The organism is Alistipes sp. AF48-12 (genome assembly GCF_003477565.1).
Classification (GTDB): Bacteria; Bacteroidota; Bacteroidia; order Bacteroidales; family Rikenellaceae; genus Alistipes_A; species Alistipes_A hominis.
Genome location: NZ_QUDJ01000012.1, coordinates 65514 through 91824, shown reverse-complemented (window position 1 = coordinate 91824; position 26311 = coordinate 65514). Strand labels below are relative to the sequence as shown.

Annotated in this window: 17 protein-coding genes, 1 tRNA gene, 3 pseudogenes and 1 riboswitch; of the genes and pseudogenes, 15 read left to right on the top strand and 6 right to left on the bottom strand. The window is 56.2% G+C overall.

All coding sequences use genetic code 11. The annotated features are described in order from the left end of the window. The first annotated feature begins 305 nt into the window (after window positions 1–305). Together DW082_RS09010 and DW082_RS09005 are read left to right on the top strand one after the other, a co-directional pair. Entirely contained in the window at window positions 306–734 is a 429-nt protein-coding gene (locus DW082_RS09010) for a DoxX family protein (RefSeq protein WP_101573941.1), read from the top strand. An 83-nt stretch (window positions 735–817) separates the two neighbouring features. Continuing rightward, window positions 818–1624 (top strand): alpha/beta hydrolase, encoded by an 807-nt coding sequence (locus DW082_RS09005; RefSeq protein WP_101573943.1) that lies wholly within the window; start codon window positions 818–820, stop codon window positions 1622–1624. Between the two features lie 97 nt (window positions 1625–1721). On the opposite strand, the gene DW082_RS09000 is transcribed toward DW082_RS09005, so the two are convergent. Beyond that, window positions 1722–2537 carry an SGNH/GDSL hydrolase family protein gene (locus DW082_RS09000; RefSeq protein ID WP_118458286.1) on the bottom strand — a complete coding sequence of 272 codons (816 nt, stop codon included), beginning with the start codon at window positions 2535–2537 and terminating at the stop codon, window positions 1722–1724. A gap of 82 nt (window positions 2538–2619) precedes the next feature. After that, complete coding sequence (locus DW082_RS08995) at window positions 2620–3516, bottom strand: 1,4-dihydroxy-2-naphthoate polyprenyltransferase (protein ID WP_118458284.1); 897 nt, start codon at window positions 3514–3516, stop codon at window positions 2620–2622. Between the two features lie 124 nt (window positions 3517–3640). On the opposite strand from DW082_RS08995, the gene DW082_RS08990 reads away from it, so the two are divergent. The 4 genes from DW082_RS08990 (at window position 3641) to DW082_RS08975 (ending at window position 9220) form a co-directional block, all read left to right on the top strand. Continuing rightward, on the top strand, window positions 3641–4333 hold the full coding sequence (locus DW082_RS08990) for a trans-aconitate 2-methyltransferase (protein ID WP_220452651.1): 693 nt from the start codon (window positions 3641–3643) through the stop codon (window positions 4331–4333). A gap of 639 nt (window positions 4334–4972) precedes the next feature. After that, entirely contained in the window at window positions 4973–6784 is a 1812-nt protein-coding gene (locus DW082_RS08985) for a hypothetical protein (RefSeq protein ID WP_147386996.1), read from the top strand. A gap of 160 nt (window positions 6785–6944) precedes the next feature. After that, window positions 6945–7817: a ComEC/Rec2 family competence protein gene (locus tag DW082_RS08980; protein ID WP_118458278.1), complete on the top strand. Its 873-nt coding sequence runs from the start codon at window positions 6945–6947 to the stop codon at window positions 7815–7817. A gap of 80 nt (window positions 7818–7897) precedes the next feature. Beyond that, complete coding sequence (locus tag DW082_RS08975) at window positions 7898–9220, top strand: hypothetical protein (protein WP_259335567.1); 1323 nt, start codon at window positions 7898–7900, stop codon at window positions 9218–9220. Between the two features lie 68 nt (window positions 9221–9288). Here DW082_RS08975 and DW082_RS08970 read toward each other — a convergent pair whose 3' ends face one another. Next, window positions 9289–10461, bottom strand: coding sequence for an FN3 domain-containing metallophosphoesterase family protein (locus tag DW082_RS08970; RefSeq protein ID WP_118458276.1), 1173 nt, complete (start codon window positions 10459–10461; stop codon window positions 9289–9291). A 290-nt stretch (window positions 10462–10751) separates the two neighbouring features. Between DW082_RS08970 and rbsK the strand changes: the two genes are divergently transcribed. The 3 genes from rbsK to DW082_RS08950 are packed head-to-tail and all read left to right on the top strand — an operon-like array spanning window position 10752 to window position 13451. Further along, window positions 10752–11678, top strand: coding sequence for a ribokinase (rbsK, locus tag DW082_RS08960; RefSeq protein WP_118458272.1), 927 nt, complete (start codon window positions 10752–10754; stop codon window positions 11676–11678). A 26-nt stretch (window positions 11679–11704) separates the two neighbouring features. Beyond that, the gene (locus DW082_RS08955) at window positions 11705–12706 is read left to right on the top strand and encodes a GRP family sugar transporter (RefSeq protein ID WP_118458270.1); all 1002 of its coding nucleotides are present in this window, start codon (window positions 11705–11707) and stop codon (window positions 12704–12706) included. Window positions 12707–12749: 43 nt separating this feature from the next. Beyond that, window positions 12750–13451 (top strand): hypothetical protein, encoded by a 702-nt coding sequence (locus DW082_RS08950; RefSeq protein WP_118458268.1) that lies wholly within the window; start codon window positions 12750–12752, stop codon window positions 13449–13451. A gap of 7 nt (window positions 13452–13458) precedes the next feature. On the opposite strand, the pseudogene ispG reads toward DW082_RS08950, so the two are convergent. Beyond that, window positions 13459–15053, bottom strand: a pseudogene (gene ispG / locus DW082_RS08945) ((E)-4-hydroxy-3-methylbut-2-enyl-diphosphate synthase). Between the two features lie 77 nt (window positions 15054–15130). Between ispG and recG the strand changes: the two are divergent. From recG to DW082_RS08930, 3 genes are all read left to right on the top strand, one after another. Further along, window positions 15131–17242 carry an ATP-dependent DNA helicase RecG gene (gene recG / locus DW082_RS08940; protein WP_101573963.1) on the top strand — a complete coding sequence of 704 codons (2112 nt, stop codon included), beginning with the start codon at window positions 15131–15133 and terminating at the stop codon, window positions 17240–17242. Window positions 17243–17338: 96 nt separating this feature from the next. Next, window positions 17339–18160: a DUF3108 domain-containing protein gene (locus DW082_RS08935; protein ID WP_070103329.1), complete on the top strand. Its 822-nt coding sequence runs from the start codon at window positions 17339–17341 to the stop codon at window positions 18158–18160. Between the two features lie 41 nt (window positions 18161–18201). After that, window positions 18202–19206 (top strand): hypothetical protein, encoded by a 1005-nt coding sequence (locus DW082_RS08930; protein WP_055205100.1) that lies wholly within the window; start codon window positions 18202–18204, stop codon window positions 19204–19206. A 314-nt stretch (window positions 19207–19520) separates the two neighbouring features. Here the strand turns inward: DW082_RS08930 and DW082_RS08925 are convergent, their stop codons facing one another. After that, on the bottom strand, window positions 19521–20387 hold the full coding sequence (locus DW082_RS08925) for a UbiA-like polyprenyltransferase (protein ID WP_055205101.1): 867 nt from the start codon (window positions 20385–20387) through the stop codon (window positions 19521–19523). A gap of 61 nt (window positions 20388–20448) precedes the next feature. Here DW082_RS08925 and lepA point away from each other — a divergent pair. After that, window positions 20449–22234: pseudogene (gene lepA, locus DW082_RS08920) on the top strand (translation elongation factor 4). Window positions 22235–22402: 168 nt separating this feature from the next. Then, window positions 22403–22475: transfer RNA gene (locus DW082_RS08915), tRNA-Gly, on the top strand. A gap of 126 nt (window positions 22476–22601) precedes the next feature. On the opposite strand, the gene DW082_RS08910 is transcribed toward DW082_RS08915, so the two are convergent. Beyond that, the gene (locus DW082_RS08910) at window positions 22602–24980 is read right to left on the bottom strand and encodes an ABC transporter permease (RefSeq protein ID WP_118458266.1); all 2379 of its coding nucleotides are present in this window, start codon (window positions 24978–24980) and stop codon (window positions 22602–22604) included. A gap of 239 nt (window positions 24981–25219) precedes the next feature. Here DW082_RS08910 and DW082_RS08905 point away from each other — a divergent pair. After that, a pseudogene (locus tag DW082_RS08905) lies at window positions 25220–25884 on the top strand (PLP-dependent aminotransferase family protein); the annotation flags it as partial. Window positions 25885–26028: 144 nt separating this feature from the next. After that, window positions 26029–26229, top strand: a riboswitch (cobalamin riboswitch). Window positions 26230–26311: the final 82 nt, after the last annotated feature.

Below are 26311 nucleotides of genomic sequence, written 5' to 3'. Positions count from 1 at the left end.
AATCCGGCAGTATAGAATCCCAAAATATTACGGCGTTTCACCGAAGAAGATCTAGGCGCTTTGTCCGTTATTCTGAGCGATCAAAAAGTCAATCGGTTTCTACCGAATTATTTTTATTAAATTTACGGTTGTAGCCGTTCGTCGGCGAAAGCCGGAGAATCGTATCGTGCGGGGCCGGGTTCTGCGGTTGCGCGTGAAACGCGCCGGGCGTCGAAAGGGATCGGTTCTTCGATTCGGCAGGACGGCGCGTTTCGTGGCAAAGTATTTGATAAGCTTGTAGTTGGTATGAATTTAAATTGAATGTTATGTTATATCGTTTTTTATTTCCCGTTAGACCGGAAGGCGCGAAGACGTCGCTGTTATTGTTGGCGGCGAGGGTTATTTTCGGCGTATTGCTGATGTCGCACGGGTTGCAGAAGTGGGCCGGATTCGCGCAGATGGCCGATGTCTTTCCCGATCCGTTGGGCGTCGGCAGCCGTTTCTCGCTGATGCTGGCCATATTCGGCGAGCTGGTTTGTTCGTTCGGTTTTTTGATCGGCTTTTTGTACCGCCTCGCGATGATCCCGATGATTTTTACGATGGCGATGGCCTTTTTCGTGATTCATAGCCAGGATGCCTTTGCCGTTCGCGAGTTGGCGTTGGTGTACCTGGTCGTTTTCGTGCTGATGTACATCGCAGGGCCGGGCAAGTTCGCCGTCGATCGGTATTTTGCGGTGAAAGAGCGCGGCCGCTGAGCCGACGAACCGGCGGCAGGCGCGCGGGGAACGGGCTTCGCTCGCTGCGCGTGTCGCGTTTCAGATAGATAAAAGATGAACTGATGGAAGAATTCGGATCGATTTGCCGGGAGGTGCTTTTGTGGCCCGAAGGCGTGCCTTCGTCCAACGGCCTTTCTGGAGCGGAGCAGACGCTCGGGCCGGGACTGATCGGCAATGTTTCCGTCCCCGTGTTATACGTTTATCCGGCCTCGCAGCCGTGCGGGCAAGCCGTTATCCTGTGTCCGGGCGGAGGATTTCGGGGCGTGGCCGTGGAGCACGAGGGCCGCGCTTTCGCATCGTGGTTCAACGAGCGGGGCATTACGCTGGCCGTATTGAAATACAGGTTGCCGAACGGCCGCCGCGAGATTCCCGGCGAGGATATCCGCCGGGCGGTACGCCTGTTGGAAGAGCGCTCCGGAGAGTTGCGCATCCGGTCTCTGGGGGTGATGGGGGCCTCCATCGGAGGCTATGTCGCGGCGTCGGCGGCCCTGTTCCCGGAGACGGGAATGCGACCGGATTTTCAAATCTTGCTTTATCCGGTTATCAGTATGCGGGACGGGCTGACGCATCTTCCCTCGCGCGAGCGGTTGATGGGGCCGCACCCTTCCGGGGATGAGATCGCCGCATGTTCGCTCGACCGGTATGTTTCCCCGGAGACGCCGGCCGCCTTTATCGCGCTGGCCGGAGACGACCAGGCCGTTACGCCCGAAAACAGCCTGCTGTATTACCGGGCCCTGATGGATAACCGGGTTCCCGCTTCGCTGCATATCTATCCCGAGGGGGGACACGGTTTCGGGTTCAGCGATACGTTCCGCTATAAGCGGCAATGGCTCGCCGAACTGGAGAAATGGCTCGACGGGTTGAGGTAGCGCTATTTTGCGACGGGCGTCCGCCATAAGAAGACCGTTGCGCGGAATGCGGCCGGAAATGCGTCTTCGTATTTTGCCGGATTCTCCCGGGGCCCGTTTATTTGCGGGGCAGGGCGATTTCGGGCAGCGGGCCGGGGGCGACCGGTTCGACGTTGATCAGCCGCAGGTTGTCGAATACGGTCTGCTGCGCCACTTGTCGCAGGTATTCCGCCTGCTGCTGCGGAACGCCCGCCCGGATATCCGAAGTATACGGTTTGCCGTAGATAACGCTGAAAATTACGTTCGCCGCGAGCAGCGTGCCCGCTTCCGACGGATGGCTTCCGTCCGGCATATACAGTTCGTATTCGGGTTTCTCGCTCCGTACCCGCATCCAGGCCAGTCCTACCGGCGCGCACCAGCCGCCGCTGCGGTAAGCCATCTCCAGGTAACTGGTCGCCAACCGCTGCTGCATACCTTCGTAGGTCGCTACCGGCGGATAGTGGTTCCCGTAAGTCTTACTGCCTTCTTTGCGTCCCCAGGTCATGTAATAGATTACCCGCGCCTGCGGACTTCCGGCGTGAACGAGGCTGTCCAGCGTCCGGGCGGGCCGGTACGTTCCCTCGGCGACCAGTTCGGTCGGCAGGGCCGGGGCTTCGCTCTGCTCCTGTAGGACGACGTAGTCCCATCCTCCGGCGGCGAGCATCCGAAGCAGTTTCCCGTTTTGCAGGTGACCGGTAAAGCGTTGGCTGCCCTTGGTGCAGGCCGTCGCGTCGATCGGAAAGCCGACGCTTTCGCCGATTTGCGACACCAGATCGGGAAGGTTATGGTAAAAGGTATAACTGTTTCCGATGAAGAGCACTCGGATCGGTTGGGCTTTCTGGGCCGCCAGGGCGGTTCCGGCAAGCAGGAAGACGAAAAGCAGAATTTTTTTCATGATAAAGGATTTTGGTGGTTACGGTAACGGTTCAAATCCCATGCCCGGCGGATCGTTCCGCCGGAGCCGCTCGTTCGCCGCATTACCGCAGGATCAGCCCCGCGGTTAGCAGTATTCCGAAAATCAAGATATTACGGGACGTTTTTCCCAGGATGAGATTCAGTTCCCGGCCTTCGCGGATTCGTACCATCCGTCGCCAGGCTGCCAGGTGAAACGGCAGGTAGGCCAGCGGGAGTAGCCCCGCCGCGAAATACCCGCCGGAGAGCAGCGTCAGACAGAGTCCTGAGGCGACTATTCCCAGCGTCAGGTACGCCAGGCTGCCCGCTTTCGGGCCGAAACGCACGACCAACGTCCGTTTGCCGCTCTGCGCATCCTGCTCGCGATCCCGGTAGTTGTTTACCATCAGCAGCGTATCGATCACCAGTCCGCAGGCCAGCGAGACGACCGTTACTTCGGTCGTCCATCCGTGACACAGCACATAGTAGGTGACTCCGACCGGAACGAAACCGAAAAAGACGATCACCAGCCCGTCGCCCCAGCCGTGGTAGGCCAGCGGGTACGGCCCGGCGGTGTACAGGAATGCGAATACGACGCAGACCGCTCCGACGACGATCAACTCGGTTCCTCCGTAAAAAAGTAGGCAAAGGCCCGTCGCGCAGGCGGTCGCGGTAATCAGGGCGATTCCCCGTTTCATGGCATGCGGCGAAATCCAGCCCTGCGCGCAGGCTCGTTCGGGCCCGAGGCGGTCTTTGCGGTCGCTTCCTTTGCGGTAGTCGAACAGGTCGTTGATCAGGTTTGCGTCAATCTGCATCAGCAGCGCGAACAGCAGGCAGAGCAGAGCGGGAATCCACCGGAATCCGCCTTCCGCCAGCGCCAGCGCGCATCCCAGCAGTACGGGAACGGCTGCCGCGGGGAGCGTTTTCGGGCGCGCCGCAAGTATCCAGGCGCGCATCGAGTGGGGGCGGACGGTTTGTTTCATAGGGTGTGGTATATTTATGCAAATGTAGGATTAATTTTGTGATAATTAACGTTATCTTTGCTATGAATGTCCGGGTTTTCCGGATATGGAATTCAATTTATAAGATATGCGGGAAAAATCGAGTGTGGAAGAGATTCGGGAACGCTTCGATCACGATGTCGAGCGTTTTTCGAATTTGCAGAGCGGACAGGTTTCGACTGTCGATGCGGCGTTGTCGCTGGAACTGATTACCGAAGCCGCGGCGCGTCTGACGCCTTTGGCGACGGATCTGCTGGACGTGGGCTGCGGGGCGGGAAACTATACGCTCAAAATGCTTTCGAAACGGCCGGGGCTTCATTGCACGCTGCTCGACCTGAGCCGCCCGATGCTCGACCGGGCCGTCGAACGCGTTTCGGCCTGTTCGGCCGGCCGGGTCACGGCGGTACAGCGGGACGTCCGCGAGGCCGATCTGGGCGAATGCCGGTACGATATCGTGCTGTCGGGAGCCGCGCTGCATCATTTGCGCGGGGACGAGGAGTGGCAGACCGTGTTCGCCCGGTTGTACCGGAGCCTGCGTCCGGGCGGCTGCCTGATGATTTCCGACCTGGTCGCGCAGCAAACGGAGGTACTTTCCGCCTATTTTCGGGAGCGTTACGGCGATTACCTGACCGCTCTGGGCGGAACGGAGTACCGCGACAGGGTGCTGGCTTACGTGGAGCTGGAGGATTCTCCCCGGCCGTTGAACTACCAACTCGACCTGATGCGCGAAGTCGGTTTCCGCGAGGTGGAGATCCTGCATAAGAACGTATGTTTTGCGGCTTACGGCGGGGTGCGGTAACCGACGATTGCTCCTGTCCGTTTTTTCGTCCGGGAGATTTCGAAGAACTCCGGAGGAAAAGAGGATGCCGATTCTCTCGTTTTAATCCCGTTTTTGTCTTTTTGCGGAAAACGAAAAAAGGCGGGTCGTGTATTCCAGGCGGTGAAAAACGGGCTGTAAATCCCGTTTCGGTTTTGTTTTTTACGGAAAATGCGAAAAAAGTAATGAAAATGTAACGGGAATTTGTTGTTTATTTAGAAAATTAAATCTAATTTTGAAAACAGAAGTTCGTAAAAGAGGATAGAGCGAACGAAAAAGCGTCGTAACGGCGGCGATTTGTTCCGGTTTGCGAAAGTAATGAACCGAGTAAAAGTAAGAGGCGCTCTCTGTAACGGTAAAGTGCGGTTTTTGTATATTTTTAATAAATTATGAAAAACGTGGATGGCATTTGTTTTTTAACGGTTGTTTTTTTTGAAATTCGAACGGGAGAAAAATCTTTTTTAGGCAGCGCAGCTTAACCGTTTAAGTAGCAGTAATGGCGGACCGGGCCGCGAAAAAAGCAACGGATTGAATACGAGACGATACCGAATGGAGTAACAAACATAATCTATTAACCATTAATTACTTTTGGCAGAAATGCCGCTTTAAAACTTTATGCGTATGAAAAAGTATTTATTGTTGTTGGCGTCAATCGCCACGATGGGGTTCGCCGCTACTTCGTGTAGCGACGAGAAGAACGACGGCGGGGAGGACCCTGATCTGACGACTCCGATCGAGTTGTCCGGCGTCGTGATCCCGACTTTCCAGGAATCGATGAAGGGAGCCAATGTCACGATCCAGGGCAAAGGTTTTCTCGGTAAGGACAAAATCGCCCTTACGCCCCGTCCCAGCGGTACGGCCGTCGAGATCGCTCCGGCGGAAATTACGGCTTCCAAGCTGGTGTTCAAGTTCCCGAGCGATCTGGCCACCAGCGAAGAAGGTTGGACGCTGACGCTCAAGCGCGGTACGCAGAGCAAGGAAATCGGCACGATGATGCCCGAAGATCCGGAAGACCCCGAACTGACGACGCCGATCGAACTGTCGGACGTGGTGATTCCCGATTTTACCGAATCGATGAAAGGCGCCAGCGTTACGATCGACGGCAAAGGTTTCCTCGGTAAAGACAGGGTGGAACTTAAACCCGTTTCGGGCGGCGATGCCGTGGAGGTTACCAATTCCGAAGTTACCGACGCCAAACTGGTGTTCACGTTCCCCGACGACTTGGCCATCGACGAACAAGGCTGGACGCTGACGCTCAAACGCGGTACGCAGAGCAAAGAGTTCGGTACGCTCAAACCGGTCGATCCGGCGGACGATCCCGATCTGAACACCCCGATCGAACTCGCTTCCCTGTCGATTCCTTCTTTCGTGGAATCGATGGTAGGAGGGAACGTGACGGTTACCGGCCGCGGTTTCCTGGGCAAAGATAAAATCGTTCTCCAGCCCCGGTCCGGCGGCGACGCCGTAGAGACCGTATCCGGCGAGATTACCGACGCCAAACTGGTGTTCGCGTTCCCCGCCGACTTGGCTGTCGATGCCAAAGGCTGGGTGATGACGCTCAAGCGCGGTACGCAGACGCAGGAACTGGGATGTTTCCGTTCCGCGGTAGGACGCTTTATGGTTCCCGATGCCGCATTCCGCGAATATTTGCAGAGTCTCGTTCCGGACAATAAGTACCTGTTCGACGAAAAGGGCAACGCTTACAAACCCGATGCGGCCGAAGTCGTATTCCCGGACGAAGTGAAATACGAATCTACTTATAAGACGCTGAACCTTATCGATAAAGCGGTGACTTCGGTGGAAGGTTTGGAAGGATTCCCGGATGCTGCGAACATCAAATTCTTCTCGCTGGACAATTCCAAGTTGCAGTCGCTCGACATGACGTTGTTCCCCAACTGCGAAAGACTGGAAGCCCGGAATACGGGAACGCTCGAAACCGTGAATTTCGGCGCCGTGGGAGTCGCTCCAGCCAACGAATTGCGGTATCTGCATCTGAACGGAAACAAAATCAAGAGGCTCGACGTCAGCAACGTTGTGAAGCTTTGCGAACTGACGATCATGGACAACCCGCTCGAATACCTCGATATCCGCAACATGATGGCTAATGCCGACGGATACATGTATTTGTGGAAAAAACCGGGTCGCGCGGCGGTTAATTTCGAATTTACCGAAGATACTTCCGTGGAACGTACGCTGAAAGTGGAATATTATTGGTGGAGATGCGTTTCGCAGGCCAATGTCGATACGGTGGGCGCCGAACTTACCTGGGTAACGGATAACCCGGCCATCGATGCGTTGAACGCCGGCGTAATCGTTGAATGTTGGACCTATTGGGGCGAAAACGGGCAACCGCAGACCCTGATGCACACGCACAACAAGAACGGCGAGAACCACGAGATATGCGATTTGTATCCGGGTTCGCTCCATCCTTAACCGCGGAGATCGAAACGCTTTAAAACTGAAAAGAATGTCCGTGAGAACGGACATTCTTTTTTCCGATTTTTTTTGAAATATCCGTTGCGGATTCCTGAAGCCGGCCGAAGGCCGGAATGCACGGGGAACGGACGGAAAAAATTCGTTACACGATTTCGATATGAAGAACAAATTGATCGTATGCCTGCTGTGCGGCCTGATGTCCGTCTCTTTCACAGCGGCTAAAAAGCCCGGTTTCGCCGTATGGCAGCTTTGCGCCCAGGGGCCTTCCCAGATGAATTCCTACGTGTTCGTGACCGACCGGGGACGGGTGGTCGTGCTGGACGGGGGAACCGCTGCGGACGCGCCTTTTTTGCGGGGATTCGTGGCCGCCCTGGGCAACCGCGTCGACAAATGGATCGTCACCCATCCGCATGTGGATCACATGGGGGCGCTGACCGAAATCCTGAAAGATCCTCGACAAATGATTATCGACACGGTTTATCAGTCGCCGATGACCGACGAGCAGCTCCGCACGGACATGAACCGCAAAAAGCTTGCGGACGCTTACTACGAAGCGCTCCGGGATTCCGGCCTTCCGGTCGTAAACCTGACCGAGCCGGGACTCGAGATGAAGATCGACGGCATGAACCTGAAAGTGCTCGGCGTCGCCCATCCGTCCATCCTGACGAATGCCTACAACAATGCGAGTATCGTGCTGAGGGTGTGGGACCGGAAAAAGTCGATGGTCTTTCTGGGCGATACCGGCGTCGAGAGCGGCAAAATGCTGCTCGAAGGTACTTATAAACCCCTGTTGGATTGCGATTACCTGCAAATGGCGCATCACGGCCAGCAGGGATGCGACGAGCATTTCTACAAATCGATCCGGTTCCGCGCCTGCCTGTGGCCTACGCCGCTGTGGGTATGGAACAACGATGTGGGCGAAGGTTTCGATACGGCCTACATGAAAACGATCGAGACCCGCCGCTGGATGGACGAGATCGGCATTACGGAACATTATATCAGTTGGCAGGGGATCGTGAAGATCGAGTAGGGGAATCTGCGGCGCGCGCGCCGTTTGGCCGCTTTGCCCGGCGGATAGCCCCGTTTTAACCGAATAAACTACTGATTGGCATGAAAAAATTGTTTTACTTGTGCGCGGCTGCGGCCGTCCTCGTTTTCTCGTGCGGCAAGGACGAAACGTCTTCGAAGGGCGGCGGCGGGCAGCGGCCCGCTCCTCCGGATACCACCGCCGTAACGCCTCCGGATACGACCGGCCGGCCCGATCCGGATCCTTTTCCCGAAAAGCTGCCTTCGCCGGGCCGGATTCCGATCGTCGCCTGGCACGGAGTGCGGGCGAGCCAGGTTAGCGTAGCCCGTTTCCGGGAAGCCGCCGAACTGGGCATCACCGTGAATTACACCCGTTTTTCGGATACCGAGACGGCTTGCAAGGCGCTCGAATACGCCGGGCAGGCCGGCGTGAAGCTGATCGTCGAGTGCGATGCGCTGTATTCGGATACCCGGCGCGAAGCGGCCGTGAAAAAACTGATGAGGTATCCGGCCCTCGAAGCCTATTTCTGCAAGGACGAGCCGCTGTGCAGCGAGTTTCCGACCATTGCCCGGATGATGAACGCGATCCAGGCCGTCGACCCGGATCACTACTGCTATGCGAACCTGTTCCCGGCCGGGCCTGCGGAGCATTTGCAGGCCTTGGGCGTCGCTACCTACCGGGAGTACGTGCAGCGCTACTTGAACGAGGTGCCCGCCACTTTTCTGTCGTTCGACGAATATCCGTTGGTGACTAATCCGGGTTCTTCGGTGCGTCTGATCAAAGACACCTGGTACGAGGATCTCGAAATCGTTGCCGACGAAGCCCGGAAGGCGAATAAGAAGTTTTGGGCTTTCGCGCTGACATGCCCTCACGTGGTGTATCCCGTTCCGACTTTGTCCGATCTGCGGTTGCAGTTGTACAGCGATCTGGCTTACGGGGCGCAGGTGCTGCAATACTTTACTTATTGGACGCCGACGGTGTCGGGCGACTGGAATTATCGGATGGCGCCGATCGCCGAAGACGGAACCCGTACGGCGACGTACGATCTGGTGAAAACCGTGACGAGTGAAATTCAGCGATTGAGCGGCGTTTTCCTCGGAGCCAGGGTCGTTTCCGTACGCCATACGGGGACGTCCGTTCCGAAAGGAACCGTTCGGCTGACCGACCTGCCCGAACCGGTCAGGCGACTGGAAACCGAGGGAAGCGGAGCGGTCGTTTCACAGTTGGAGAATCAGGGATATACGTTCCTGGTGATCGTTAACCGCGATCCGAATACTGCCATGGGGCTTCGTTTCGAAGCGGAGAGCCGGGTACGGCAGGTACTGAAGAACGGTTCGATCGTGCCGGCGGACGACATTACCGAGATGACGGTCGATCCGGGCGACGCCGTGATCTACATGTGGTAGCGGGTTCCTTGTCCGCATATACGGCTTCTTTTTTCGAGTGACGGCTCCGTGTCTTTTCGGCTGGCCGGCTATTGTTTGGCTTTCAGCGTCAGTTCCTGAACAACCTGTTTTTTAGTATCTTTGACCTTCAGGTTCAGCGCGTCGGCCGTCGCTTCGACTTCGACCGCCCGGTCGTTCGAGTTGATCAGCACCGGGAAATCGCATTCGGTTTGGCCGGCCGGCAGGTAGTGGTACGAATGCAGGTGGCCGCACAGCATCAGGTCGATCCCGGCGTCGTTGAGTACCGGCAGGAAATGCTTCTTGATGTCGAGCGGCCCGTGCCACGTGCTGTTGACCGGCGGAACGTGTATGATCGCCACCTTGAACGGGGCCGTGCGGAATGCTTCGCTCGCGACGGTCTCCTTCAGCCAGGCCACCTGATCGGCGCGGTAGCGGTCGAAGTCGGACAGCCCGTAATATTCGATGTCGCTGTCGGGCTTGTCTTCTCCGCCGTCCATCACGACGAAAAATACGGGCCCCTGGCGGAATGCGTAATACGGTTCGCCGGTCGGGGTGGGGAAGTAGTCGAGGTAATGATCCGAGAACAGGCCGCGCGTTTCGTGGTTGCCGCGTGCGAACAGGAACGGGATTTCGGCGGCGAACAGTTCGGTCGAACGGCGCAGAAAGCCGTCGATCAGTTGTTGTTCGCTGCTCATGTTGTTGACCATGTCGCCGTTGAAAAAGACGAAGTCGCGCTGCTCTTTTTTGACGTCCGACAGCAGCGTCGCCAGCATGTCGCTGTTTTCATGGATGTCGTTGACCACGGTGAACGATACGCTTTGCTGCGCGGCGTCCCGCGTTTTGAAGCGGTACGGTTTTTTGCGGTAGACGTCCGAGCAGATCGTCTGTCCGTAGCTGACTTTGTACGGTTGCAGTTCGGTCACTTCGCGCGAGCATACTCGGTAGCGGTAAAACGAGGCGGGCTTCAGTCCGGTGATCCGCACCGTATGCAGTCGTCCCACCGTCCGTTTGCCGAGCTTGGTCTGGTAATACTGCGGGCGTTCTTCGGCGTAGAAGTGGTCTTCGCCGTCGGGTGCGGCTTCGACCCACGACAGCGCGTCGGCGGAGGTTCCCCAGATTACGGTGGCTCCGTCGGCCGTCACGTTTTGTAGATAGGGGCCGAAGGTGATCTGAAACGGAGTTTGCGCTCCGGCCGACAGGCCGAGGAAAAGCGCGGTAAGTAAAATGCAAAATTTTTTCATGACGGGGTGTTGTTCAGGTTGGATTTGTCCGGGCAAAGGCGGCAGGCCTTTTGTACGGGTCGGTAAAATTAGCAAAAATGGCCGGAAAAATCCAATTTCCGCGGCAAAATTCCGGAATTCCGCTCTCGGCGTCGTCCGGAAGCGGATGCTACGGACGGTGCGGAAAAGCTGTCCCGGCGGTCGCTTTTTGCAATCGGTCCGTTTTTTGGGAGTTTAAATATTCGGCGTCCGGGTTGCTTTTTCGGAAAATAGAGTTTAACTTTATCAAATCAATCTAAAATAGTGTCGCGATGAATGGGTTAAGAAAAGGAAAAATTCTGGTGGTCGGCAGTACCAATACCGATATGGTGGTCAGAACCGAACACCTGCCGCGGCCGGGGGAAACCGTACTCGGCGGAACTTTTTTGATGAATCCCGGCGGCAAAGGGGCCAACCAGGCCGTTGCGGCGGCTCGGCTCGGGGCCGACGTGATTTTCGTTTGCAAGACCGGCAACGACATGTTCGGCATCACCACCCGCCAGCAGTTGGCTCAGGAGGGCATCGATACCCGTTTCGTGTTCATCGACGATCATAATCCGTCGGGGGTGGCGTTGATTTCTGTCGACAGCCGCGCCGAAAATACGATCGTCGTGGCTTCCGGGGCCAATGCGAATTTGCTGCCGCTGGACGTGGCCAAGGCCGAAACGGCGTTGGATGATTGCGATATCGTGCTGATGCAGCTCGAAACGCCGATGACGACGATCGAATACGTAGCCGCCGAAGCCGCCAAGCGCGGCAAGCGGACGGTGCTCAATCCGGCTCCCGGCGCCGCGCTGTCGCCGCAATTGCTCAAAAGTCTTTACCTGATTACGCCGAATGAAACCGAGGCCGAGATCATTACGGGTATCCGGATCCACAATGCCGAGACCGAAGCCGAAGCGGCCCGCAGTATCCGGGCGATGGGCGTGCAGAACGTGATTATCACGCTCGGTTCGCGCGGAGCGTATATCTGCAACGACCGGTTCGACGAAGCGGTTCCGGCGCAGAAAGTGCGGGCGGTCGATACGACGGCAGCCGGGGACGTATTCAACGGGGCGCTGGTCGTCGCGCTGTCCGAAGGCAAAAGCCTTGAGGAAGCCGTGCGTTTCGCAAGCCGCGCATCGGCGATTTCGGTGACTCGCATGGGGGCGCAGTCGTCGATTCCGTATCGCAGCGAAGTCGATCGTTTCGTTCCGTAGTATGTCGAACTTTTAAAAACGAAATTATGTATATCGTAAACAATTACACGTTGGCCGTGATTTTCTGCGTCGTCACGATGATCTGCTGGGGATCGTGGGGAAATACGCAGAAACTGGCCGCCAAAACCTGGCGTTACGAATATTTTTACTGGGACTATGTGATCGGGTTGCTGCTGTTTTCGATCCTGTCGGCTTTTACGCTCGGTAGCGTCGGCTCCGAAGGGCGCAGTTTCCTGCCCGATCTGGCGCAGGCCGACTGGAGCAATATCGGCAGCGCGCTGCTCGGCGGCGTGGTGTTCAATGCGGCGAATATTCTGCTGGCGGCGGCTATCGCGATCTGCGGACTGTCGGTGGCGTTCCCGGTCGGGATCGGGCTGGCTTTGGTGCTCGGCGTGCTGGTCAACTATTTCGGGGCCGCGAAGGGCGCGCCGTTGTTCATTTTCATCGGGGTGGCGCTGATCGTCGTAGCCATCGTACTGAACGGACTGGCCTACCGGAAAATGCTGACCGGCTCGAAGAAGGTTCCCACCAAGGGGATCGGGATTTCGATTGCAGCGGGCGTAATCATGGCTTTCTTTTACCGTTTCGTCGCGGCGTCGATGGATCTTACGAATTTTGCCGATCCGGCTCCCGGGAAGCTGACGCCCTATACGGCCGTATTCGTCTTTGCCGTGGGAGTGTTCGCCAGCAACTTTATCTTCAATACGATTGCGATGAAACGTCCGGTCGAGGGCGAGCCGATCTCGATCGGCGGCTATTTCCGGGGCAGTGCGAAGACGCACCTGGTCGGTATCTTGGGCGGTGTGATCTGGTGCGTCGGTCAGTCGTTCAGCATGATCGCTTCGGAACAGGCCGGGGCTGCGATTTCCTACGGACTGGGGCAGGGAGCCACGCTGGTCTCCGCCATGTGGGGTATCCTGGTCTGGAAAGAGTTCAAAGGCGCTCCGAAAGCGTCCGACCGACTGAATGCCTGGATGTTCGTTCTGTTTATCGTCGGACTCGGGTTCCTGATCTACGCGGGGGCTTGAGCGGAAAGCTGGCATCGAAACACTAGCCTAAAAATAGATTCCGATGAGAACGATTGCGAAAAAGTTATTTTGCCTGGGATTTATCGAGTTGCTTTTGTCGTTGATGGTGTGTAGCGACGCACATGCTACCGTTTACGACGCCGATAGATTCGTCAAATGTCCGAAGTGCGGTCATATTTTGCGCGAAATTAGTTGGAGTTCGGGCAATACGTTTAATTCGACGCTATGGTCGGATGGGAAGCTCGATGCGCCGATGCTGCCGTCGGTGCCGTCGTTTGTGCAGTGTCCGGCGTGCGGAGAATTTTTCTATCCGAAAGACAATCATTGCGAGCTTTCACGGCAGCAGGCCGACAAGGTCGAAAAAGAGTATACGAAAGCGCTTAATTTTAGTCAGTGGGTAAGAGCGTTTCCGTTGATCGGGGACAAAAAAATAGCTTACTGGGGTATCTGGCATACTTATAACGATTTTCTCCGCAGCGGAGATAAGGCTTCGTACGATCGGTTACGCAATGTATTTGTTCTTTATGCGTCGAAATTTATCGACGAACTTGATTCGACGCGGGACAAAGACCGTCTTTTCAAAGCCGAATTGTGCCGCGAAATCGGCAGGTTCGACCGGTGTGTCGAATTGCTCGACTGTAAGCAGTTTCCCGATAATATGAAATCTTTTGCTGATAAAGTAAAACAGGCGGCCCTGCGCAAGGACCGCGCTTTGTTCAAAGTCTTCGAGCCGCAAAAAAAGTAAGGGGGAATCAACGTTCCATTTGCGACTTCTCGATCAGTTCGAGCAGCGCGTCGATGGCCTGCTCTTCGGGGATGTTGCGGCGTACCACTTCGCGGCCTTTGTACAGCGTGATCCGTCCGGGGCCGGAGCCTACGTAACCGTAGTCGGCGTCGGCCATTTCGCCGGGTCCGTTGACGATGCACCCCATCACGCCGATCTTCACGCCGACCAGGTGTCCGGTGCGCGCTTTGATCGCGGCCAGCGTTTTTTCGATGTTGTATAATGTCCGTCCGCAGCTCGGGCAGGCGATGTATTCGGGTTTCGAAATGCGTACCCGCGCCGTTTGCAAGATGTCGAGGCTCAGTGCGTCGATTTCGCTCTGCGGGATGGCCGGATTGAGGTTCTCGATCCGAATGGCGTCGCCGAATCCGTCCAGGAACAGCGGGCCGAGATCGGCCGCCGCTTTGATTTGTAAACTTCCGGATCGCTTTCGTCGTACGTGCGTTGGATAATGACCGGGTTGGTCAGCCCGCGTCCGGCCATCGTCAGCAGCGCGGCCCGCTGCTCGGCGATGCCGTTGAGGTTGTTTGTTTTCAGCAGCACGATGCGTCCCCGGGGAATCCGGTCGACCGTCCGGATATCGGCTTCGAACAGCGTTTCGCGGACGGCGGCCGGGATTTCGCTCCAGATCGCAACCTGTGCGTCGCCGCCGATACCGCCGATTTTTTCGGACGGGCGTTTGCGGTAGCTGTAAGGCGAATACAGGGATTCGTCTACGGCAGGGATCGGCGCATGGTTTTCGCGGCCGGCGAAATAGTCCGCCAGCATCCGCGCCACCGGAATCTCGCGTTCGGGGGCTTCGGTCAGCGAAACGCGGATCGTGTCGCCGAGCCCGTCGGCCAGCAGCGCGCCGATGCCCGCAGCCGACTTGATCCGTCCTTCGCGGTCGTTGCCCGCTTCGGTGACGCCCAGGTGCAGCGGATAGTGCATCTCCTCGGCGCGCATGGCCGCCGCCAACATCCGGTAGGCCTGCACCATCACGCGGACGTTGCTCGATTTGACCGATAGCACCACCCGGTCGAACGCCGCCGCGCGGCAGCGGCGTAAGAATTCCATCGCCGAGGCGACCATTCCCTCGGGCGTATCGCCGTAGCGCTCCATGACGGCCGGGGCCAGCGAACCGTGGTTGACGCCGATACGCAGCGCGGCTCCCCGTCTTTTGCAGATGGCCAGCAGTTCGTCGAACTGACCGCCCTTGTCGTTGAAGTTGCCGGGGTTGATCCGTATTTTCTCGACATGCTCCGCCGCGACGAGCGCCGCCGACGGCAGAAAATGGATGTCGGCCACCAGCGGAACACGGCATCCGCGCCGGTCGAGTTCGGCGCGGATGGCGCCGAGGTTTTCGGCCTCGCGGCGGCCCTGCGCCGTCAGGCGTACGATTTCGCCGCCGGCGGCGGCGATCCGTTCGGTCTGCGCGACCGAAGCGGCGGTGTCGTTCGTGTCGGTATTGGTCATCGACTGGATACGGATCGGGTTGTCGCCTCCGATAGCGGTGTTTCCTATCTGAACGGCAACGGTTTCCCGCCGGCTGTACCGGGTCAGCGAATCGCAAAATTTCTCCATGTAGCGTTTAAATTTTTCGCAAAGTTACGAAACTCTGCCGCAGATTCGGTATCTTTGATCCAAATTCGCGACGGAAGATGGGTTATATTCTCGACAACGACGTCAAGTTTCTCACCGGAGTGGGGGAGCGGCGCGCCCTGCTGCTGCAAAAGGAGCTCGGTATCCGCACGCTCGGCGACCTGCTCTACTACTTTCCGTTCCGTTACATCGACCGCAGCCGCATCTGGCGCATCGGCGAGATCGCCGACGATTCGCTGACTTATATCCAACTCCGGGCACGCATCACCGGTTTCCAGCATGTAGGTTCCGGGCCGAAGAAGCGTTTTATCGCCGTCGTTGCCGACGGTAGCGGTACGGCCGAACTGGTGTGGTTCAAAGGGATCAACTGGATCGAAAAACGGCTCGAAGCGGGGCGCGAGTACATTATTTTCGGACGGCCCGCTTTTTTCAACGGCGCGCTGAACCTCGTGCATCCCGAGGTGGAATCCGTGCTCGAACAGGCGAACCGTTTCCATGCCGAAGTGCAGGGAGTGTACAGTACGACCGAAAAGCTGAACAACGGGCAACTGGGCACGAAGGCGATCTATACGCTGATGTGCAATCTGTGGCCGCAGGTCGAGGGACATCTGCGCGAGACGCTGCCCGGGGACGTGATGAGCCGTTACGGGTTGGTGCCGTTGCGCGACGCGCTGTACAACATCCATTTTCCGACTTCGCAGCAGGCGTTGCGGGCGGCCGAATACCGGCTGAAGTTCGAAGAACTGTTCGGCATCCAACTGAATATACTCCGTGAGCAACGCGGTCGGAAAGCCCGTAACGACGGGTTTCTGTTTCCGGCGGTCGGTCGCTTTTTTAACGGTTTTTACAACGAAAAACTGCCGTTCCCGCTGACCGGAGCGCAGAAGCGGGTAATCCGCGAAATCCGGCAGGATACCGTCACCGGCCACCAGATGAACCGGTTGCTGCAGGGCGACGTGGGCAGCGGCAAAACGCTCGTCGCGCTGATGAGTATGCTTCTGGCATGCGACAACGGTTTTCAGGCCTGCCTGATGGCGCCGACCGAGATTCTCGCGACGCAGCATCATGCCACGCTGTCGCGGATGCTCGACGGACTCGGCGTGCGGGTGGAGCTGCTGACCGGGTCGACCCGGAAAAGCGAGCGGACGGCGTTGGCCGAAGACCTGCTTTCCGGCGACGTGCATATTCTGGTCGGGACCCATGCGCTGATCGAGGATACGGTGCAGTTCAAAAACCTCGGGTTCGTGGTGATCGACGAGCAACACCGTTTCGGCGTCGAGCAGCGGGCGCGGCTGTGGAACAAAAACCGCCGGCCGCCGCACGTGCTGGTAATGACCGCTACGCCGATCCCGCGTACGCTGGCGATGACGTTGTACGGCGACCTGGACGTGTCGGTGATCGACGAACTGCCGCCGGGCCGCAAGCCGATCCGGACGCTGCACTACCGCGATGCGCACCGGTTGCAGGTGTTCGGTTTCATCCGCAACGAGATTAAGAAAGGCCGTCAGGTCTACATCGTCTATCCGCTGATCAAGGAATCCGAAAAAATGGATTATAAAGACCTTGAGGACGGTTATGCCGGTATTACGCAGGCGTTCCCGCCGCCGGAGTACGTGACGGTGGTCGTGCACGGCAAGATGAAGCCGGCCGACAAGGACTACGGCATGAACCTGTTCAAGCAGGGCGTCGCGCACATCATGATCGCCACGTCGGTGATCGAGGTCGGCGTCGACGTGCCCAATGCGTCGATCATGGTGATCGAGAGCGCCGAGCGGTTCGGACTGTCGCAGTTGCACCAGTTGCGCGGGCGTGTCGGACGCGGCGGCGAACAGTCGTACTGCATTCTGATGAGCGGCGACAAACTATCGTCCGATTCGCGCAAGCGGCTCGCGGCGATGGTGCGGACGACGGACGGTTTCGAATTGGCCGAGATGGACTTGCAATTGCGCGGTCCCGGCGATCTTTCCGGGACGCTGCAAAGCGGTTTGGCCTTTGATTTGAAGATAGCGTCGCTGGGTAAGGACGGGCAGATCCTGACGTTGGCGCGCGATGCGGCCGAACGGGTGCTGGCCGACGATCCTGAGCTTGCGAAGCCGCAAAACAAGCTGTTATGCGAATTGGCGGCAAAATATGTTTCGAAAAAAGAGACGGATTTCAGCATGATTTCATAACTTTCGGCGCGATTATCCGTTATTTTTAGGACGGAGTACGCGCAGTCGGGTGATTGCGGATCCGGTTACGGAGAATTGAACCGTGGGGAAAATGTTATGAGACGATTTTTTTATTTGTTTGTGTCGGCCGTAGCGATGGCCGTTCAGCTTCGGGCGCAGGATGCGTTCGACGGCAGGGCGTTCGGCGACGGCGAACGGTTGGAATATGCGGTGAGTTACAAAGTGTCGTTCGTGATGACCGACGTGGCCGAAGTGATTATCGCCACGTCTTCGAAGGATTACAAGGGGCAGCAGGCTTTTCAGGTCGATGCGCTCGGCAAGACCTATCCGTTTTACCGTTGGTTTTTCGATTTGAACGATCAGTATGTCAGTATTCTGGATTCCGTAACGCTGCGTCCGCTGGAGTTGCAGACCGAGATCCGCGAAGGCAAGTACCGCTATTCCAGCAGTTTTGTTTACGACTGGGATCAATACGTGGTGAACAATACCTTCCGGAACCATAAGAACGAGAACAGCAACCACAAACAACTGAAGCTCATCGACGGCAGTTACGATGCGCTGGCGCTTTTTTTCAATCTGCGCGGGTCGGATCTGAGCGAGTTGGAGAAGGCCGGCGGAGCCGGGACGATGAACCTTGTGCTGGAGGATACGATCCGCGTGATCCGTTACAAGTTGCTCGGACGCGAGAACAAGAATGTCCGCGGTACCGGGAAATTCCGGACGCTGAAGTTCCGCTGCCAGATGGCCACTTCGACCGGCGAGTCGTTCGAGGACGGCAACGAGTTCACGCTGTGGATCACCGACGACCGCAACCGGATTCCGGTTTACGTCGAGTCGCCGATCCGCGTCGGTTCGATCCGGGCGCGGCTGCTGAAGTACGAAAATCTTAAATACCCGCTGGATAGCAAAATAAATTAAAAAGTTATTATATTTGCAACTGAAAGATATCTTTTGACGTTATGGAAGATTACAATCAACAGCAGCCGTACAATAACCAGGGTTACGGGAATCAGAACTACGGTAACCAAAATTATGGCAACCAAAATTACGGAGGCCCGAATTACGATTACAACAACAATTACGATCCTGGATACGACGGCGGCGGCCCGAACAAGTCGGTCAAAGGATTGAAGATCATGATTATCATCATGGCGGTGATCCTGGTGGCGCTGTCGGCGATCTACTTTATGCAGGTCAAGCAGATGCAAGAGGATTTCGCTATCGAACGGGATACGCTGACCAGTCAGCTCACTTCGCTGCTGAACGATTACGACACGCTGAAAACGCTGAACGATACGCTTTCGGTTCATTACGAGGGCGAACGGCAGAAAGCCGATTCGCTGTTGCAGACCCTGCAGAAGGAGCGCCGTCTGAGCTATGCGAAAATCCGCGAATACGAGAAAAAAATGACCTATATGCGCGAGGTGATGACCGGGTACATCCGTCAGATCGATTCGCTCAATACGATTAATAAAAAGTTGGTCAGCGAAAACAGCTCGATCCGAAAGAAAATCCTGGATTACCGCCTGCGCGCCGAGTCGGCCGAGGAGAAATCGCAGGAGTTGTCGACGAAGGTGCGGCAGGGTTCCGTAATCCGGGCGCGCGACATACGCCTCGTGGCGCTCAGTAAGTCCGACCGCGAAGTGTCGCGTGCGAACCGCGCGGAACGGCTCCGGGTCGATCTGGTGCTGGTAGGCAACGAACTCTCCACGCCGGGCGAGCGGAACGTTTATACGCAGATCATCGGCCCCGACGGCTATCCGCTGGTGAACGGTAGCAACGCGCTGTTCGATTTCGAAGGCAGTTCGATCACCTATTCGGCGATGCGTTCGGTAGATTACCAGAACAATGATCTGAATGTAAGTCTCTTCTATAACGGGCCGGGGATTACCAGCGGAAAATACCAGGTCAAGATCTATACCGACGGGCATATGATCGGTTCCAGCGAGATTTCGCTGCGATAGAAAAGAAGAATAACCATATAGAAACGGGCGGGAAGTCGATACGGCTTTCCGCCTCGTTTTTTGTAGGTTCGTTCGGGGGGGGGGATACTCGGGAAACAAAGGTCGGGCCGCGGAGGCGGGATATGCGTTGCATCGGTTTTTTCTCCTTTGCAGATGTCTCTGCCCATAGACTTGCCGGGGAAGATCGGAATGCGACGATTCTACGGGAAAGGCACGGACGATCCTTTCGTTCGGGAGTTCTCGGAACGGACAGGTTTTGTCCGGCCGGCTCGTTTATTTGCCGTCGGCCGGCGTATGTTTCCGGCAGAAGCGTTTTAGAAACACAGGTCGGCGATCGTGAAAGCGGCGTAGCAGACGCTGGCAATGCCGTTCGTCGTTCCGAATGCCAGACCGATCCGGGAGAGGTTCTTCGGAGACACCAGCAGGTGTTGGAAGATCAGCAATCCGACGAACAGTCCCGCGCCGATCCAGTACAGCGTGCCGCCCCCGTAATACAGTCCGGCGACGACGACCGCGTAAACGCTGATCAGGTGCAGCAGAATGCTGATCAGGATGCCTCCCCGTACGCCGAAACGCGCCGGGATCGAGTGCAGCGAATGACTGCGGTCGAACTCGACGTCCTGCAGGGCGTAGATCACGTCGAACCCGCCGCACCAGGTGATGACCAGTCCGGTCAGCAGGACGGGGAAGACGGCTATTTCGCCCGTTACCGCGATGTAAGCGCCCACCGGAGCGATTCCGAGCGCGACGCCCAGCACGATGTGACACCAGGCCGTAAAACGTTTTGTAAAACTGTATCCGATCAGCACCAGCAGCGCCGCCGGCGAGAGGAAAAAAGCCAGCCGGTTGATCCACAGCGCGACGGCCAGGAACAGCGCCGCGTTGACGATCACGAAGATCAGCGCCCGGCGCGGGGTGATCACGCCCGCCGGGATCTCCCGGTTGCGGGTGCGCGGGTTCAGCGCGTCGATCCGCCGGTCGGCATACCGGTTGAATCCCATCGCCGTGTTGCGGGCGAACACCATTGCCAGCAGTACCTTTACGAGCAGCAGCAGCGAAAATTCCGCATCGGTCGTTTGCAGCGCATAGGCGTAGCCGACCAGCGCGAACGGCATGGCGAAAATCGTATGGCTGAACTTGACCATCGAGGCGTATCGGGAAACGGTTTGCGGACGAATCATAAGGGTGTTTTTTTCAGGATTCGCAAAAATAACTAACTTTGCGTAGCTTTAAAAAGAATGTATGAAGAATATCCGGAATTTTTGTATCATAGCCCATATCGACCACGGTAAAAGCACGTTGGCGGACCGTTTGCTGGAGATGACCAAGACGCTGACCGCGCGCGAGTTGCAGGCGCAGGTGCTCGACGATATGGAACTGGAGCGGGAGAAGGGGATCACCATCAAGAGCCATGCGATCCAGATGGAGTATGCCTATCGGGGCGAGAAGTACGTGCTGAACCTGATCGATACTCCGGGGCACGTCGATTTCTCGTACGAGGTATCGCGTGCGATCGCATCGTGCGAGGGGGCGTTGCTGGTGGTCGATGCTACGCAGGGGATTCAGGCTCAGACCATTTCGAACCTGTATCTTGCGCTGGAGCACGATCTGGAGATTATTCCGGTGCTGAATAAGATCGACATGGACGCTGCGATGGTCGACGAGGTGAAGGACCAGATCGTCGACCTGCTCGGGTGCGATCCCGACAGCATTCTGGCCGCTTCGGGCAAGACCGGACAGGGCGTCGAAGAGGTGCTCGGAGCCATTATCGAGCGTATTCCGGCTCCGCAAGGCGATCCGCAGGCTCCGCTGCAGGCGCTGATTTTCGACTCGGTGTTCAATCCGTTTCGAGGCATCATCGCCTATTATCGGATTTTCAACGGCTCGCTGCGCAAGGGCGAGCGTGTCAAGCTGTTCAATACCGGCAGCGAATATTCGGCCGACGAAGTGGGCGTACTGAAACTCAAGATGGCTCCGCGCGACATGATGAGTACCGGCGACGTGGGATATATTATTTCCGGGATCAAAACCTCTGCCGACGTCAAGGTCGGCGATACGATCACTGCGATCGCCAATCCGTGCAAGGAAGCCATCGCCGGGTTCGAGGATGTGAAACCGATGGTTTTTGCGGGACTCTACCCGGTCGAGACCGACCAGTACGAAGACCTGCGCGCTTCGCTCGAAAAACTGAACTTGAACGACGCCTCGCTGACTTACGAGCCCGAATCGTCGCTGGCCCTCGGGTTCGGTTTCCGCTGCGGTTTCCTGGGGTTGCTGCATATGGAGATTATTCAGGAGCGTCTGTATCGCGAATTCAATATGGACGTCATCACGACCGTGCCGAACGTGTCGTACAAGGTGCATACCAGTAAGGGCGAAGTGATCGATGTGCACAATCCGTCGGGGCTGCCCGAACCTACGCTGATCAGTTCGATCGAAGAGCCTATATTCTCGCTCAGATCATTACGAAAGCCGAGTTTCTCGGCAGCGTTATCAAACTCTGTATCGACAAGCGGGGAACGCTGCTCAACCAGGTTTTCATCACGCAGGATCGTGTCGAGGTTAATTTCGACATGCCGCTGGCCGAAATCGTGTTCGATTTTTACGATAAGTTGAAAAGCATTTCGCGCGGTTACGCATCGTTCGATTATCACCAGACCGGTTACAAACCGAGCAAGCTGGCCAAACTCGACATTCTGCTGAACGGCGAGCCGGTCGACGCGCTGTCGTCGCTGACCTACGTCGATCATGCTTACGATTCGGCCGAAGGATGTGCGAGAAGCTCAAAGAGTTGATTCCGCGTCAACAGTTCGATATCGCTATACAGGCTGCCATTGGCGCTAAGATCATCGCCCGCGAGACGGTCAAAGCGGTTCGCAAGGATGTGACGGCCAAGTGTTACGGCGGCGATATCAGCCGCAAGCGCAAACTGCTCGAAAAGCAGAAAAAGGGGAAGAAGCGGATGCGCCAAGTCGGTAACGTAGAAGTTCCGCAGGAAGCGTTCCTCGCCGTGCTAAAAATGGATTGACGTTTCGCTCCGGGAAAAGCGGTTTCTTCCGGGCTGTCCGTACCGGCGCCGACGGTTCGTAAACGGGGATGCCGACAGCCGGGTTGCCGTTTTTTGAGAAAATGCGTTGTTTTTGTCTGAAAATACTTGCTAAAACGGATAAAAAAACGGATATTTGCAACGCTCAATGCGGAAATAGCTCAGTTGGTAGAGCATCAGCTTCCCAAGCTGAGGGTCGCGAGTTCGAGTCTCGTTTTCCGCTCTTAAAGCCCTGATAAAGAGGCTGTAAAAGACAGAAAAATCCTTATGTATCCATGATATGTAAGGATTTTTTCTTTTTAGGCCCCCGAAAGGAAAAGCAGGAAAAGACCGGGGTACGTAACTTGGTTTATTCCGACTTCAGGTTGTTGACCGGATTCTCGTTGGCTACTTTCCAGGTGCGGTAAACCACGCAGGCGGTGACGATGATGCAAACGCTCAGGCCGCCCGCGATAAAAAACAAAGGGTTCTGCGGAACTTTCTCGGCAAATTGCCGTTGCCAGTATTCCGAAACGAAGTAGGAAATGCCGCAACCCAGCAGGGCTGCCGGGAGGGTTATCCTCAGAATGTCCCCGAGGAAAATCCGGAGAATGGTTCGTACCGATGCGCCGTTTATCTTGCGGATGGCTATTTCCTTGCGGCGGCGGTTGATCTCATCATTCGTATAACCGATTAGGCCGATCAGCGAGATGATTACCGTAATCAGACCTCCGATCGTAACATAGATCCAAAGCATACGCGAACTCTCGTACAGTCCGGCTATTCTCGAGGAGTAAAGCGTCAGCTCCAGTTCCGCATCCGGCATCAATTCTTGCAATCTGGAATCCGCTTTTTCTACGGCTTGCGCCGTCATCCTGCGAAACTTCACGAGCAGGTATCTCGACGGAATGCGCCGATCCTGGCGGCCGTAGAGCATGACGGAGGGCCGATCGTCCAGGTTGCCGGCCAACGATCCGATGCGGTAATTCTCGTATACGCCGCAGATCGTAAAGTCTCTCTGCTCGTGCCCCGTGATCGAGATCCGCTTGCCGACCGCACCGTCGGGCCAATCCGCGAAATCCTTCATCCGATCGACGAAAGAGCGGCTTACCATAATTTCATTGGAATGGGATACTTCTTCCGTAAACGAACGTCCTTCGACGACCGGAATTTCCATCAGGGCCAGAAATCCGTCGCCGACGCGGAAATGATCGGCGATCTCGAAACAGGTCTGGTCCGTGCCGGGTAACATCGCCGCGCCGCCCGGCATTTGGCCGAACGGCAGTCTTATGCAGGAAGACACTTGTTCCACTTCCGGAAGTTTTTCGATTTCGTCGGTCAACATCGTTCGAGCCGTCGAATCCAGATCGGTGACCGCGCAGTAAGCCAGGCGATCGTACGAGTATCCCGGATCGCTGTTCAGCATATGCCGGTGTTGTTCGCCGATTACGATCAGCAGCGAAACCAGCAGCGCCGAGGCCGTAAATTCCATGAACAGCAATCCCTGCTTCCAATGCCGCTGGTTTTCCTTGAAATTGCGGAAGGCGGACGCTACCGGAATGCGGGCGAACAGCATGCCGGGGACGAACCCGGTTACGAAAAATACAATGGCGCAAATGCCCGACAGGATGAAAGCTCCTTTGGAGAAGAACAAGGCGGCAAGCGAAACGTTCAGCAATCCTTCGACGGTGTCCCGGCACGCGAGGATCAGCAGGACGGCCAGAGTGAGCGAAAGAATCATATGTACCAGCGTTTCCGACATCGTCATACGGTGGATGTCGGTCCCGGATGCGCCGTACGATTTAGTCAGGGCGATTTCTTTGCTACGGTTCACGATCGCCGAGATCGCGATCAGGATATAGTTCATCACGGCCGTGAACAGCAGCGCGAAAGCGAGGATCGCCAGCATGACGGTCATGTTCCGGATATTGGCTTCGCCGGTATGCACTTCCCTTATAGGTTTCAGGAAAAATGCCAATCGGTCGACGCCGGCATTTTGCAGGGCTTGGGGGACGATGTGTTTTTGTTGCATCCGGTCGATGGCCGGACGCAGGGTTTCGGGCGTGACGCCGGGGGACAGAAGCACATAGGTTAGGTAGTGGCGGCCGAACCAGGCCAGGAAGCCTCCGTCGTCCGCTTCCTCCAATGTGACCAGTACGTCGTAGCGCAAGTGCGAGTTTTCCGGCGGATCTTCGAATACGCCTCCGATGGTCAGCGTCATCTCCGGTTTGTTGTCGGAAGCGATGACCGTGCCTTCTGCCCGGTCGATTCCTCCGAGCTTATCGGCGAACGAGCGCGAAATCATCGCATAGCCGGGCCGGGCCAATACCTTTTTCGGATCGCCCGACAGTACCGGACGCGGCAGCACGTCGAACAGGCAACTGTCGGCCATCAGGATGCCGCCGACCGAGTAGCGCCGCTTATCGGACGTTATGAATTTGTTCCTGTCTCCGCCGATATGGGTCAGCCGGGTTGCGGCTTCGATGCCCAGTACTTCCTCTTTCATGGTCGGAGCGACGATTGCCGAAACGGATTCGCTGACCTTCGACTCGTTTTCGTTGCTCGTGTAGCCCGTCAAACGATAGATCCTATCCGCATTCGGATAAAACGAGTCGTAGGATTGTTCGAAATAGATCTTGGCAATCAGTACCAGACCGATGGCCAATCCGATACTCAGCGAGACGATTTTTGTTACGTTATGCCGTCCCCTTTTGAAGAGCGAGCGTATGGCGATGTTCAGATCCCTCATATTGGTCGTCGGTTTTTATTTTTCCGCTTTGGATCCGGCGGAGTGTTTTTTCAATCGATACAGCAATGTTCGAAAATAATGCCGTGATGTGCTAATGTTTGTAATACAGGATTTTATGTTGTGTGGTTCGATCCGGGTGTGTAAAATTAATGGACACTGTTGAATGAATCCTTTACAGATGAGGGCAAAAGAGTGTTAAGAACCTGCTCGGAAGTCGGATGGATTGAAAATGAACGGATGGAAAAACGTGGAGCCTGGAAAGACGCAAGAAACTGGCCGGACTGCCCTCGAAATACGGCGTCGCGGTACAGGAAGACAATCCGTACGGCGAGCTAAGATTCGAAGGAGCGTCTTTGCCGTCGGTAAAGTCTTTCGACACGACCGGCAACGTCCCGTGCACGGGACGTTTTTCTAAAATTTTCTGCCCCGGATTCCGGATCGGCTGGATCGCCGGAGACAAGGACATCATCCGCAAGTACGTCCTGGTTGGTCAAACAGGGAACCGACCTGCAATGCAATACGATGGCCCAGATGATCATCGCCCGGTATCTACAACGGTACGACATCGACCGGCATATCGGAAAGATAGTCGAAGTGTACAAAAGGCGCAGGGACGTTGCGGTCGGATCCATCGAACGTTACTTCCCCGCGAACATAAGATTCATTCGGCCCGAAGGCGGACTATTTATCTGGATCGAACTTCCGACAGGGATTTCGGCGCGCGAAATTTTAAACAAATGCCTCGAAAAAAAATAGCTTTCGTTCCGGGCAGCTCTTTTTTCCGAACGAGCATAAAGAGAATATCCTCAGGATCAATTATTCCAATATACCCGGAGACCGGATCGAGAAAGGACTTAAAATCTTCGGGGAGGTCGTCAAAGAATATATCGGCAAATCCGAATGACCTTTTCCGGCGACCGTCCCGGCGCGCAAACCTCGAAAAACGCTCTTCCCGAAGGGAGTTTTTTATTTGCCTTTCTCGCCCGAAAAAGTTCGCAGGTTGCCCTAAAATATCGCGGCGGATCTATTTTAATTAATTTTAAAAACTTATCTTTGCCTCGGAATCGGTTCCGGGGGCGCTTTTCTGTCGTCCGGATTAAAAGGGAATCGGGTGAAAATCCCGGACAGTCCCGCTGCTGTGAAGCTCCGTTTACGCTTTGATCATACGATACCACTGGTTTCGAAAGGGGCCGGGAAGGTTTCAAAGCGGGAGTCAGTCAGAAGACCTGCCGTTCGTAAAAGGCTGTTTTTGCTCGTGGGTTTAGAAAAATAGCGAAAAAAATTATCCTCGTTTTGAGAAATATACGGATGAGAAAGTATGTCAGCGTCGT